This is a genomic window from Homoserinimonas sp. A447 (genome assembly GCF_054489325.1).
In genome coordinates this window covers 2,686,452-2,699,476 of the sequence record NZ_JBTMWW010000001.1, presented here as the reverse complement: position 1 = coordinate 2,699,476, position 13,025 = coordinate 2,686,452, and the positions used below count along the sequence as shown (strand labels likewise).

Genomic DNA, 13,025 nt, shown 5'->3' with positions numbered 1-13,025 from the left:
AGTCGTGCTTCAGGCGGATCTATTACTTGGATGCCTCAGCCTGGACCGCGGCCGCAGCTTCCTCGGACGTTGCGGTTCCCTCGAGCACGCTGGTGGACGCGTGAACAATCGCCTGGATAAGGGACGGCGGGAGGAAGCGGTACCGGCCTTCCGCGGTGTTCTCCTCGGCTGATGCGGCGAACTCCTTGATCACAGGCTCCTGAACGTCCTTGTTGACCAGGTTGACCTTCGAGAAGTCGGGCAGCGTTCCCGAGTCCGGCGTCAACTCGAGTCGGTTGGCAATCTGCTCCTGGCCCTGCTGCGATGTCGTGAGCCAGGTGACGAACGTCGTTGCTGCGTTGATGGAGTCAGACTTCTTGTTGATGGCAATCGCGGCGTCGACATCCGAGAACAGCAGTCCAGGCTTGCCCTTGTTGCTCATGTCCGGGAACGGAACCGGGATCATGGTGAACGGGGTGGCGTCCGCCACTCCGGCACCCTCAATGGCCTTCGTCATGTTCTCGACGATGAGGTTGCCGTTGTACCAGGTTCCCATCTGAACCATGGCTGCCTTCTGCTGCAGGAAGGTGTTGTTGGCATCCGGGTACTGCTGAAGGCCGATGGCCCCCTCGGGGATGATTCCGACGGTCTGGAGTTTCTTCCAGGCGTCGAGGGTGTCGACGAACCACTGGTCCTCCCACGATCCCTCGCCGGTGGCGGTCTCCTGCCACTTGCCCGGGTGAATGGTGTTCGCGATGGAGTGGAGCGTGTCCGCGTTGAAGCCGGGGCCGGTTCCGGCGCCGATGGCAAAGCACTGGATGTCGTTGGCTTCGAAGGTCTCGCAGCCGTCAACCCATTCGTCGAGGGTGGTCGGCGGAGTCAGGTTGTGGGCGTCGAAGAGGTCCTTGTTGATATAGAGCAGACCTGCCGAGACGGAACCGAGGGCTGCACCTGCGAGCGTTCCATCTTCGAGCGTGAACGACTGCTCGGCGAGCGAGGAGACCTCGTCCGAACCAATCGCAGACGCCAGGTCGACGGCGAAGGAGCCGAACTGGCTCACCGGGGCTGCCGAGTTCGTGGACAGGTTGAAGAGGTCCGGTCCACTGTTGGAAGCAAGGCCGGCCCGGAGCGCCGCAGGATATTCGGAGTTGTTCGGGTAGAACTTGTAGTTGACAGTGATGTCAGGGTATTCCTTGTTGAATTCCTGGATCAGGCTCTCGGCAACCGTCTTGTTGGGCGAGTATCCCCACCAGTCCAGGGTGCCGGAGTCAGCTGATTCATTCTGGGCAGCAGGTGACGATGCACAGCCGGTCAAGGCCAGAGCGGCTGCGGCGGTTACTGCCACGAACGCTTTGAAGCCGCTGCGGCTCTTCGTGAGTGGGAACAAACTGGTCTCCTTTGACGGTCACACGGGTTGAGTAATGACGACCCTAAGGCGAGTTTTGATGAAAGTCAAAGAAAGTTAATCGACGGCGACGGTTAGAACGCGCATCTTCCAGCATCTTTTGAGTAAAGACGGGTTAAGTTCACCTAGCGTCCGCTAGCATGGCCGCAGGAAAGGGTAAAGCATATGGGTGTAGCGGAAGTCCATGGGTACTCGCGGGCGAGTGAACTGTTTCAGCTCCTCCGGGACGGCAAGGAGAAAACCCGCACCGAGCTCGCGCAGATATCCGGGCTCGCCCGCACCACGGTCAGCTCGCGCGTGGACGAATTGATGCAGCTCGGCTTGGTTACCGCCGCCAACGATGCACCTTCTACGGGCGGCCGGCCGTCATCACAGTTCTCGTTCGACCCTGCGGCGAGAGTCGTCCTTGCCGTTGATGTCAGCAGCGACCATGTGTCGGTTGCGGTGACTGACCTTCAAGCAACAGTGCTACAACACGACCAGCGTCCCCTGAAGCTCTCCGATGGTCCTTCAGCTGTCCTCACCGGCGCCATGGATATGGGCGAACAGCTCCTCCAGGATCTCGACATGTCGACCGACCTGGTGATCGGTGTCGGAGTCGGGCTGGCCGGATACGTTGAAATCACCACAGGACGGCAAGCGACCCTGCCCACGCTCGCCAAGTGGACCAGCTCGGTGATTCAGGAGCAAATCCAACGGTCGTTCGCCGTTCCGGTGCTTGTCGATAACGACGTCAACGTCATGGCGCTCGGTGAGCAGCTGATGTACTCCGGTGTCGACGACCTCATGTTCGTCAAACTCACCACCGGTATCGGCGCCGGGATTATCGCCGGCGGATCCCTTCAGAAAGGCTGCGCGGGCATGGCGGGCGGAGTGGGCCACGCCCGGGTGCCGCGTGGCCATGACATCATCTGTCGCTGCGGCAACGCCGGTTGCCTGGAGGCGGTTGCCTCGGTCACCGCACTGGTCAAGACGCTCCGTGACAAAGGTCATGACGTCACGGATGCCGCCGACATTGTGCGCCTGGTGGAGCAGGAGAACGCTGATGCGGTGCAGGCGCTTCGGCAGGCGGGCCGAGACCTGGGGTCGGTCCTCGCCGTCTACGCCAGCGTTCTGAACCCGTCGCTGATCGCCGTCGGCGGGCCGCTGGCTATGGCTGGCGAGCATCTCCTGGCCGAAACACGCAAAACCGTCCACGATCAAGCCTCCCCGATGGTGACAGAGTCGCTGACGATTGTGCGCGCCAGCACACCAGATACCACTGCGGTGGTCGGAGCAAGCCGGATGGTGATCGAGCATGTCCTCTCCCCCAAGGGAATCGAGGACATGCTCACCAGCCCAACGGCAACCCTCGCAACCGCATAAGGCGCGGTCCTGAGGCTGCCGACGCGGCTACCGGATTGCCGCTGGATAGGCGACGTACGCGAACCTCTTGCTATCCGGTGCCCAACTGTTCGTGTTGAGGGTGCCCTGCCCGCCGAAAAGTGTGGAGATCGTGGTAACCGGCCCTCCGCTCGCCGACATCACGCGGATCTCGAGATCAACGTCAGCCGGGTGGCTGATAGTGCCCGCCTCATAACTGAGATACACGACCAGCGACCCATCAGGTGATAGATGTGGGAACCAGTTCACTCGCTCGTCAAACGTCAGCTGCTCACGCCCAGAACCGTCAGGCCTCATTCTGAACAACTGTGAATGTCCCGGCCGCTCTGCCGCCTCCTCCGAGTTGTAATAGATCCAGGTGCCATCAGGAGAGAATTCCGGCCCGTCGAATGGTACGACACCGCGGGAAAGCGGCTTGTCGGGGCCGCCCGCGACGGGAATGGTGACCAGGTTTCTGCGCCCGCGAGGGTCCGATCCCTCCGGTTCAACCGACACATAGGCAAGAGTCTGGTTGTCCGGAGAAACACCGTGGAGCCAATAGCTGTAGTTCCTGTCGGCAGGGTGATCATTCGAGATCTTGACCGGAGTGCCCCCGTCAATCGGGACGCTGAAGAGATGACCGGCGGCGCTGAAGTACACAGTCGTTCCATCCGGAGAGAGAATGTGGTCGTTGTTGATGTTGGCGACATCACCAGTGGGGATGACGGTCAGCCCGGTGGTCCCGTCAGCGGCGAGACGGTACAACTTTCCTCCACCATTGACGATGATCCATGCTCCGTCGGGCGTCCAGTTGGGAGACTCGATCAGGAAATCGGTTTCGAGCAAGACATGCTCATCATCGGAGCCGACCTCTTTCACGATCAGTTGGGACACTTGCCCTGGCTGCAGTCCGCTCCTGGCTGGACTGCGGTTGTATTCCAAAGCCCTGGTCTCTTCCACTGCCGCTTCTTCCCGGTTATCGCGTGACAACCTTGCCTTTCCCGCTGTGCGCGGATGCTGGCTTACGTCAGTTGTCAACATAAGTCCTTTCCTCATGAACCGCAACTGGCGCGAACGTGCTAATCTTTAGCCTAGTTTGTTCATAAGTTGTTACCGCTCTCCGGGCGCTGAAGAGGAAGCAATCGATCAACGATGACAAATGAGGCCACCAGCATTTTTGACGGAGAGACCCTAGCCGGATGGCATTCCACTCCGCGTCTCTACAGCCCGATTTGGCCTGGCGGCCCGTCGTTGTCGCTCGATACGCCCGAATACCGTGAGCAGGCCGTTCTCCAGGAGTCACGATGGTCTGTTCAGGACGGCGCCATCGTCGGGGAACAGTGGCCAGCCGGATCCGGTTATGGCGGATTCTTGTTATCGGACAAGTCGTATTCCGACTTTGAGCTGACGCTGGAGGCAAAGCCCGACTGGCCGGCCGACACCGGCATCTCCCTGCGCAAGGCGGAAACCAACTGGGCTGGAATCCAAATCCTCCTGGACCACCGGCAGTCCGGCGGAATCGGGGGTTTCTACGGGAACGGAATCGGAGGATTCCATGCGTTGCCCTTCACCCTTCGCGCCATCGAAACCGACGGGGAATACACCGGAATCGCCATTGAAGACCCAGCGGAGAGCCTTATGCCGGTCTCGGAGGAGCAGCGGAAGATGCTCAGTTACGCGGCCTCCGAGCAGGAATTCCTCGACGCGTGGCGCTGGGGTGAGTGGAATGAGTTCAAGATTCGGACCGTCGGCACCTATCCGACGATCACCGTCTGGATCAACGGCACGAAGATCTCCGAGATCGACCTCGAGCACCTCGAGCACCCCCACTATGACAAGGACAGCATGCTGGGGATGCTAGGGCGCTCCGGACCGATCGCGCTGGAAGTTCACGAGAACGACCCCTCCATGGGCGAAAAGCGGTGGGGAAAGGGTGCGAAGTGCCGGTGGCGGAATATCCGCGTCCTGGAGCTCTAATCCACGCCTGATCAGCCCTACGGGAGGGCGTCGAGCACGGCGACCAGGCCGTCGGTCCAGACATCCGCTGTCACATCCGTCGACACCGCTTTCAGCTCGTCCGGCGCCTGCCCCATCGCGACCGCGCGGCCGTGAGCCCCGGCCCACTCGAACATCTCGATGTCGTTGCGGCCGTCGCCGATGACCAGCACCCGGTCCAGCGGAACATCGAGCAGATCGCGCACCCGCTCGAGCGCCGTGCCCTTGTTGACACCTTCCGGCGCAATGTCTAGCCAGGCCGTCCAGCCGATCGCATAGCTCACGTGGTGAAGCCCGAGAGAGTCGATGAGTTCAAGGAACTCGGCCGGCTCGTGATCCGGGGAGACCACCACGACACGGGTGACCGGCGTGGCCGCCAGCTCATCGAACTCGACCATCCGTGCGTTGTCGAGGTTCCAGTCCTGCATGCCCTCGGTGTACAGCCGGAAACCGGTGGCATCCTCGACCAGGAACCGCCCGGTCGGAAGCCCACCCTTGATCCGGTCGAGCACGGGCCCCGGGTCGAAGGTCTCCACCAACTCCCGCCGATAGCCGTGCTCGCCCTGGGGGTCGCGCTTCATGGTGATCGCACCGTTCGCGCAGACCACATACTCGGGGGTGAGCGCCAGCGAAGACAGGATCGGATGCGTCATCTCCCAGGATCGCCCGGTCGCCAGCGTCACGTCATGGCCGGCGTCCACCGCGCGCTGCACCGCCTCCATGACTGGCTCGGTGAGGGTGCCGTCCTCGTGAATGACAGTGCCGTCGATGTCGAGGGCGACGAACCAGCGGTCGCCGGTTTCGACGAGCTCTTGCGACTCGAGGGGCGACACGGGCTCGGTCAACGTGCCACCGGTTCGATGACGGTCAGGCCGCCGAGATAGGGCTGCAATGCCTTCGGTACCCGCACCGAGCCATCCGCCTGCTGGTGCGTTTCGAGGATGGCCACCAGCCAGCGGGTCGTCGCGAGGGTGCCGTTCAGGGTGGCCACCGGCGCCGTCTTGCCGGTCTCGGTGCGTGAGCGGATGTCCAGCCGTCGCGCCTGGTAGGTGGTGCAGTTACTCGTGCTGGTGAGCTCGCGGTAGGTCCCCTGCGTCGGCACCCACGCCTCGATGTCGAACTTGCGGGCGGCGCTCGAACCCAGGTCGCCGGCTGCGACATCGATGACGCGGTAGCTGAGCTCGCAGGCCCGCAGCATGTCCTCCTGCCAGGCGACCAGCCGGTCGTGCTCGGCTTCAGCGTTCTCGGGAAGCACGTAGCTGAACATCTCCAGCTTGTTGAACTGGTGAACGCGCAGGATCCCCCGGTTGTCCTTGCCCGCGGAGCCGGCCTCACGACGGTAGCAGGTCGACCATCCGGCGTAACGCAGCGGTCCGTTGCTCAGGTCCAGGATCTCGTCGGCATGGAACCCGGCGAGCGCGACCTCACTCGTGCCGGTCAAATAGAGGTCGTCGGCCGGCAGGTAGTAGATCTCATCGGCGTGCTCACCGAGAAAACCGGTTCCCCGCATGATTTCCGGGCGCACCAGCGTCGGGGTGATGAGCGGGGTGAACCCCTCGGCGAGCGCCTTCTCGAGCGCCAGGTTCATCAGGGCGATCTCGAGCCGGGCGCCGATCCCCTTCAGGAAGTAGAACCGGCTGCCGGACACCTTCACACCGCGGGCAATATCGATCGCGTCGAGCAGTTCCCCGAGTTCAGCGTGGTCGCGCGGCTCGAAATCGAACGACGCCTTCTCCCCCACCTCACGCAGGGTGACGAAGTTCTCCTCGCCGCCGGAGGGCACGCCGTCGATGATCGGGTTGGCGATGTTGCCGACGATCGACGCGAACTCCGCCTCAGCATCCGCTGCCGCCTGGGCCAGCTGCTTCACCTCGCCGGCCAGCTGCTGCGCCTGCTCGAGCAGGGCCTTCTTCTCGTCGCCCTGCGCCTGCGCGACCTGCTTGCCGAGCGCCTTCTGGGTTGCACGGAGCGACTCCGACTGAGAGATCGCGGCGCGACGGCGAACGTCAGCCTCGAGGGCAGCATCGACCAGCTCGGGTGCGTCGCCACGGGCGCGCTGGGACGACTTGACGGTTTCGGGGTGCTCGCGGAGCAACTGCGGGTCAATCACCCGCCCAGTCTATTGGCCGGGTCTGAACAGCCACCCTCCGTCGGGGGCCACGATGTCGTACCTTTGGACTTGTGACGCCCCCCAAGAAGCAGGCCGCCGTCGTCTACAACCCGACCAAGGTGGATCTGGCCGCCCTCGAAGCCGTTGTCGCCGCAGCCGAGATCAAGGCGGGGTGGAAGAAGTCCCTCTGGTACGAAACCACCGAGGAAGACCCTGGCGTCGGGCAGGCGAAGACTGCGCTGGATAAGGGTGCGGATGTCGTGATGGCCGCGGGTGGGGACGGCACGGTGCGCGCCGTGGCCGCCGCGCTTCGCGAAACCGGTGTGCCCCTCGGACTGCTGCCATCCGGCACCGGCAACCTGCTGGCCCGCAACCTCGACCTCACCCTGGACGACCTCGAGCACGCCGTCACCACGGCGTTCATGGGGAAGAATCGCTCGATCGACGTCGGCACCGTCGAGGCGGAGTTGCCGGACGGCACCAGGGAGATGAACACCTTCCTGGTGATGGCCGGCGTCGGCCTCGACGCGCAGATGATCGCCAACACCAACGCCGAACTCAAGAAGAAGGTGGGGTGGCTCGCCTACGTCGACGCCATCGCCCGCTCGCTGAGGGGCAACAACCGGGTGCGGATGCGCTTCACCGTCGACGGTTCCCCCATCCGCACGATGTCCGCCCACACGGTATTGGTCGGCAATTGCGGCTCACTGCCAGGCAACATCCTGCTGCTCCCGGATGCTGCGGTCGACGACGGAGTGTTCGACGTCGTCGCGCTGCGCCCGAAGGGGGTCGTCGGCTGGGTGCAGATCTGGGTGAAGATCGTCTGGGAGAACGGCGTGCTGCGGCGCAGCGCTGTCGGGCGCAAGCTGATGAGCTTCACCAAGGAGGTGCGCACCCTGCGCTACCTCAAGGGTAAGAGCTTCACTGCACGGCTGAGCCGGCCGGAGGAGTACGAGCTCGATGGCGACCCGTTCGGCAAGGCGGTTGCCCTCCGCGCAACGGTCGAGCACCTCGGGCTCGTGGTGAAGGTGCCTGCCGACGAGTAGCCGAGTCAGTCGACCGTCGGCTCGCCGGCGATCAGGCCACGCAACCAGTCACGCGCCTCGATGAACGCCGTGTCCTGGTATTGCGTGCTCACCTCGACGGGCTGGCCGTCGGCGCGCGGGTACGAACCGAGGAAGATCACGTTGGGGCTGAACCTCTTCAACCCGAGCAGGGCATCCGCCACCCTCTCATCGCGGATGTGACCGTGCAGGTCGATGACGAAACGGTACCGACCGATCGCGTCACCCACCGGGCGCGACTCGATCAGGCTCATGTTGACCCCGCGGGTCGCGAACTGCTCGAGCATGTCGAGCAGTCGGCCGGCACGGTCATCCGGAAGCTCCACGATGATGCTGGTCTTGTCGGCGCCGGTCGCCTCCGGCGCTGGGCCGGCCCTGCCAACCAGCAGGAAACGCGTCGCCGCGTTCGGGTTGTCGCCGATGTTCTCGGCCAGCACGTCCAGCTTGTGGTGGGCGGTGATCCCCGGCGGGGCGACCGCAGCATCCGCCACCTCGGACTCGAACAGGGCCGCGGCGGCAGCGACATTGGAGGTCGCGGGAAGGTGGCCGTGGCTGGGGATGGTGCGGTCCAGCCATCCGTGGCACTGCGCATAGGCAACCGGATGCGCGTTGACGACCCGCACGTCGGCCAGCGTCGTGCCGGGCCTGGCCACCAGCACGAAGTTGACCCGCACCACGTACTCGCCGATGATGCGCAGGTTCGGGATGTTGGCGAGGGCGTCCTGGGTCGCACTCACCCCGCCCTCAATCGAGTTCTCGATGGCGATCATCGCGGCGACGCTGCGGCCGGACACCACGTCATCGAGCGCCTCGCCCACATTGTTCACCGGGCGCCAGGGCTTGCCCGCAGCCTCCGGGACCTGCGCGAGCGCCGCCTCCGTAAACGTGCCGGCGGGGCCCAGGTAGCTGTAGGTCTCGTGGGCGTTCGACTCGGGCATGGTAGCGAGTCTATTTGTGCGCAATGGTTAAGACATGAACGAGCGAGCCGGACAGCCAGCGCAAGAATCAGACCTCATCGACGTCCATGAGCTGATCGACGCCTACCACCACCGCAAACCGGACGTCTCCGTCCCGGAGCAACGCGTTGTCTTCGGAACCTCCGGCCACCGGGGCTCATCGCTCGACACTGCGTTCAACGAAACGCACATCGCGGCGATCACCCAGGCGATCGTCGAGTACCGGCGCGGTCAGGGCGTCACCGGGCCGCTCTTCATCGGCCGCGACACGCACGCCCTGTCGCACCCGGCTGAGACCACCGCGCTTCAGGTGCTGATCGCCAACAAGGTCGACGTGCGCGTCGACGAGTTCAGCGACTTCGTGCCGACCCCGGCGCTCAGCCACGCGATCCTGAAGTACAACCGCAACGGCCCGGCCGGCCGCAGCAACGGCCGGTCCAAGCCGTCCGGGCCGGGACTTGCCGACGGCATCGTCATCACTCCGAGCCACAACCCGCCGCGCGACGGAGGCTTCAAGTACAATCCGCCGCACGGTGGGCCAGCCGACTCCGACGCCACCAGCTGGATCGCGGGCCGCGCCAACGAGCTGATCGCCGGCGGCAACCGCGATGTCCTGGTGGCCGAACCGAGCGCGGTCGGAACCTACGACTTCCGTGGGAACTACGTCGACGACCTGGAGAACGCCATCGACATGGAGGCGATCCGGCGGGCGGGCATCCGTATCGGCGCCGACCCCCTCGGTGGCGCCAGTGTCGGCTATTGGAAGACGATCGCCGAACGGTACGGACTCGACGGAGGTGACGGTTCGAGCACGCTCACCGTCGTCAACCCCTTGGTCGACCCGCAGTGGGCGTTCATGACGCTCGACTGGGACGGCAAGATCCGGATGGATCCGTCGTCGCCGTCAGCCATGGCATCCGTCCTGGCCCGACGCGCCGACTTCGACATCCTCACCGGCAACGATGCCGACGCCGACCGCCACGGGATTGTGACCCCGGATGGCGGGCTGATGAACCCGAACCACTTCCTGGCCGTCGCCATCCAGTACCTCTTCACGCACCGCCCGGGTTGGCGCAGCGATGCGGCGGTCGGTAAGACGCTGGTCTCGTCGACCATGATCGACCGGGTGGCTGCAGCGCTCGGCCGGCGGTTGGTGGAGGTACCGGTCGGGTTCAAGTGGTTCGTGCCCGGCCTGCTCGACGGAAGTGTCGCGTTCGGCGGCGAGGAGAGCGCCGGCGCCAGCTTCCTGGCAATGAACGGGACCACCTGGACCACCGACAAAGACGGCATCCTCCTCGCGCTGCTCGCCAGCGAGATCCTTGCCGTGACCGGGAAGACCCCGTCGCAGTTGTACGCGGAGCTCACCGCCAAGTTCGGCGCCCCCAGCTACGAGCGTGTGGACGCCGCCGCCACCAAGGCGCAGAAGTCAGCGCTCGGCAAGTTGACGGGTGACGCCATCACAGCGGATGCCCTGGCCGGGCATCCGATCACCGCCAAGCTGAGTGAGGCGCCCGGTAACGGCGCCGCGCTCGGAGGGGTGAAGGTCGTGACGGAACGCGCCTGGTTCGCCGCGCGTCCGAGCGGCACGGAAGACGTGTACAAGATCTACGCAGAGTCGTTCGACGGCCCGGAACACCTGCGCCAGGTGCAATCGGAGGCCCGCGACATCGTCGACGCCGCGCTCGACAGCACAACGCAGTAGTTCCCGTTCCGGCGGATTGCGCCCGTTCCGCGGGGCACTTTCAACCGGAACGGGCACTATCAATCAGGGGTAGGCGGGGGCGGCGGGCAGCCCGAAGAACTCCTCGAGTGTTGTCACACCCTGCTCGCGCATCTCGGTCGCCAGCGGGACCCCGATGTAGCGGTAGTGCCACGGCTCGAACAAGTACCCGGTGATCGGTGTCTTGCCGTCCGGATACCGCAGGTGAAACCCGAAGCGCCAGGCATTCTCCGCGAGCCAGGCACCCTGGGAGGTCTCCGCGAAACACTCCTGGACGGAGCACTGCCCATTGTCAGGGGCGATATCGGCGGACAGCCCGGTCTGGTGTTCACTGTGCCCGGGGCGCGCACTGCCGACATCGGCGCGCTCCTGGCCGAGCCTGCCCACGTGGCCGGCATAGACGTTCACCTGCGTCTCGTAGGAACGGAAGGCGTTCTGCACCATCATGCCGCCTGCACCCTCCGCGGCCGCGGTGGCGAACATCTGCTCCAACGCCGCAGCAGCTTCCGCTCGCATCGTCGCATTCGCCGCGTATGGGACGTTCGCCGTAACCAGGTCGGGCGCTCTGAAGTCCAGCGGATTCAGCGGACGCAACTTGTCTGCGACCACCCAGATACTCATCGGATCATCGATCGACAAGGCGGTTTTGTCGAATGGCGGCGGCGTCGGAGTCGGCGTTGCGGTAGGTGTGGGCGTCGGGGTCCTGGTCGGAGCCGTCGCAACAGTCGATGGTGTCACGGTCGGGGCCGGCGCCGGGCTGGTGGCCCACACGACGGTTATGGTCATCAGCCCCACTGCGACAACCCCCGCGACGATGGCAACCACGAGCCGCCTGCGTCGCACTCGTCGTGAAGTTCGGCGGGGGCGCAGGTCGGTCACCACGCCAGCCTAGGTGCATCTCCGCAACACCGTTTCATGGGAGCGCTCCCAAAGTATTTCCACCGATCTGATCAGGCATTTCCGTGTCGTAAGCGTTTGCACGCGTTGACAGTCCACCCGGAAGGTGAATAGGGTGGCGTCGATCTTGTGGGAGCGCTCCCATGTTCACGTTTGGGAGCGCTCCCACAAGGACTACCCCATCCACGCACACAAAGGAGTGACCGTGAGCACCTCACGACGCACCACCGCAGCCGCCGTCGCAGGCATCGCTGCGTTTGCCATGATCGCCACCGGATGCGCGAGCACCCCGGCCGGCGGCGACGAAGAAATCACCCTCACCATCGCCACCTTCAACGACTTCGGCTACACGGACGAGTTGCTCGCAGAATACGAAGCGGCACACGACAACGTGACCATCGTCCACAACAAGGCAGCCACCTCGAACGACGCCCGCGAGAACATGTTCACCAAACTCGGTGCCGGCTCCGGCCTGTCCGACATCGAGGCCATCGAAGTCGACTGGCTCGCCGAGCTCATGCAGTACTCCGACAAGTTCGTCCCGGTGACCGACGAGGACACCAAGGACCGCTGGGTCGATTGGAAGGCCGCTGCGGCGACGGATGCCGACGGCAGCCTGATCGGGTACGGCACCGATATCGGCCCCGAGGGGGTCTGCTACCGCGCCGACCTGTTCGAGGCGGCCGGACTCCCGACCGACCGCGAAGAAGTCGCCGCCCTGCTCGAAGGCGACTGGGACCACTATTACGAAGTCGGTGAGCAGTACCTCGCCGGCGGCGGCGAAGGCGCCTGGTTCGATTCGGCCGGGGCCACCTACCAGGGCGTGATCAACCAGGTCGAGAACGCGTACGAGGAGGGCGACGGCACCATCATCGCGGGCGAGAACCCCGAGGTCGAGGAAGCCTTCTACTCAGTGCTCGAGGCCAGCTCCACCCTCTCGGCGCACCTCGGCCAGTGGGGCGACGACTGGTTCGCCGGACTCGCCAACGGTGCCTACGCGACCATGCTCTGCCCCGGCTGGATGCTGGGCGTGATCTCCGGAAACGCGCCAGACACCACGGGCTGGGACGTGGCCAACGTCTTCCCGAACGGCGGCGGAAACTGGGGCGGGTCGTACCTGACCGTTCCGAAGCAGAGCGCCCACCCGGAGGAGGCATCCGCCCTCGCCGCCTGGCTGACCGCCCCGGAGCAGCAGCTCAAGGCGTTCGCCAATGCCGGCACCTTCCCCAGCCAGCAGGCCACCTACGGTGACACCGCCCTGGAAGAGGCAACCAACGAGTACTTCAACAATGCCCCGGTCGGCAGCATCCTCACCGACCGTTCGGAGGCCATCACCGTGGCTCCGTTCAAGGGAGTGAAGTACTTCCCCATCAATGACGCCATGCAGAAGTCGCTGACCAGGGTCGAAGACGGCACCCAGAGCATCGACCAGTCGTGGGAGCAGTTCCTGGCCGACGTCAAGTCGCTGAGCTAGCCACCAACTCCATCCCGCTTCATCCGCGAGTGGGCACTAGTTGCCCTTAGGCACCCGACTTTG

The 13,025-nt window shown here is 64.6% G+C and carries 11 protein-coding genes; 5 read left to right on the top strand and 6 right to left on the bottom strand.

What is annotated here, in order from left to right; translation table 11 throughout:
- Window positions 1-22 precede the first annotated feature (22 nt).
- On the bottom strand, window positions 23-1,366 hold the full coding sequence (locus ACX3O0_RS13300) for an ABC transporter substrate-binding protein (RefSeq protein ID WP_459108024.1): 1,344 nt from the start codon (window positions 1,364-1,366) through the stop codon (window positions 23-25).
- Window positions 1,367-1,549: 183 nt separating this feature from the next.
- On the opposite strand from ACX3O0_RS13300, the gene ACX3O0_RS13295 reads away from it, so the two are divergent.
- Entirely contained in the window at window positions 1,550-2,749 is a 1,200-nt protein-coding gene (locus ACX3O0_RS13295; RefSeq protein ID WP_459108023.1) for an ROK family protein, read from the top strand.
- 27 nt (window positions 2,750-2,776) lie between these two features.
- Here the strand turns inward: ACX3O0_RS13295 and ACX3O0_RS13290 are convergent, their stop codons facing one another.
- On the bottom strand, window positions 2,777-3,640 hold the full coding sequence (locus ACX3O0_RS13290) for a TolB family protein (protein WP_459108022.1): 864 nt from the start codon (window positions 3,638-3,640) through the stop codon (window positions 2,777-2,779).
- Window positions 3,641-3,898: 258 nt separating this feature from the next.
- Here ACX3O0_RS13290 and ACX3O0_RS13285 point away from each other — a divergent pair, with 258 nt between their 5' ends.
- Entirely contained in the window at window positions 3,899-4,723 is an 825-nt protein-coding gene (locus tag ACX3O0_RS13285; protein WP_459108021.1) for a 3-keto-disaccharide hydrolase, read from the top strand.
- A 17-nt stretch (window positions 4,724-4,740) separates the two neighbouring features.
- Here ACX3O0_RS13285 and ACX3O0_RS13280 read toward each other — a convergent pair whose 3' ends face one another.
- Together ACX3O0_RS13280 and serS are read right to left on the bottom strand one after the other, a co-directional pair.
- Entirely contained in the window at window positions 4,741-5,574 is an 834-nt protein-coding gene (locus ACX3O0_RS13280; protein WP_459108020.1) for an HAD hydrolase family protein, read from the bottom strand.
- An 8-nt stretch (window positions 5,575-5,582) separates the two neighbouring features.
- Window positions 5,583-6,851 (bottom strand): serine--tRNA ligase, encoded by a 1,269-nt coding sequence (gene serS / locus ACX3O0_RS13275; protein WP_459108019.1) that lies wholly within the window; start codon window positions 6,849-6,851, stop codon window positions 5,583-5,585.
- Window positions 6,852-6,922: 71 nt separating this feature from the next.
- Here serS and ACX3O0_RS13270 point away from each other — a divergent pair, with 71 nt between their 5' ends.
- Entirely contained in the window at window positions 6,923-7,897 is a 975-nt protein-coding gene (locus tag ACX3O0_RS13270) for a diacylglycerol/lipid kinase family protein (RefSeq protein WP_459089617.1), read from the top strand.
- 5 nt (window positions 7,898-7,902) lie between these two features.
- On the opposite strand, the gene pheA is transcribed toward ACX3O0_RS13270, so the two are convergent.
- Window positions 7,903-8,853: a prephenate dehydratase gene (pheA, locus tag ACX3O0_RS13265; protein ID WP_459108018.1), complete on the bottom strand. Its 951-nt coding sequence runs from the start codon at window positions 8,851-8,853 to the stop codon at window positions 7,903-7,905.
- A gap of 34 nt (window positions 8,854-8,887) precedes the next feature.
- On the opposite strand from pheA, the gene pgm reads away from it, so the two are divergent.
- Window positions 8,888-10,573, top strand: a complete 1,686-nt coding sequence (gene pgm / locus ACX3O0_RS13260) for a phosphoglucomutase (alpha-D-glucose-1,6-bisphosphate-dependent) (protein ID WP_459108017.1) — start codon at window positions 8,888-8,890, stop codon at window positions 10,571-10,573.
- Between the two features lie 63 nt (window positions 10,574-10,636).
- On the opposite strand, the gene ACX3O0_RS13255 is transcribed toward pgm, so the two are convergent.
- The gene (locus tag ACX3O0_RS13255) at window positions 10,637-11,470 is read right to left on the bottom strand and encodes a M15 family metallopeptidase (RefSeq protein ID WP_459108016.1); all 834 of its coding nucleotides are present in this window, start codon (window positions 11,468-11,470) and stop codon (window positions 10,637-10,639) included.
- A 223-nt stretch (window positions 11,471-11,693) separates the two neighbouring features.
- Here ACX3O0_RS13255 and ACX3O0_RS13250 point away from each other — a divergent pair, with 223 nt between their 5' ends.
- Window positions 11,694-12,962, top strand: a complete 1,269-nt coding sequence (locus ACX3O0_RS13250) for an ABC transporter substrate-binding protein (RefSeq protein ID WP_459108015.1) — start codon at window positions 11,694-11,696, stop codon at window positions 12,960-12,962.
- Window positions 12,963-13,025 lie beyond the last annotated feature (63 nt).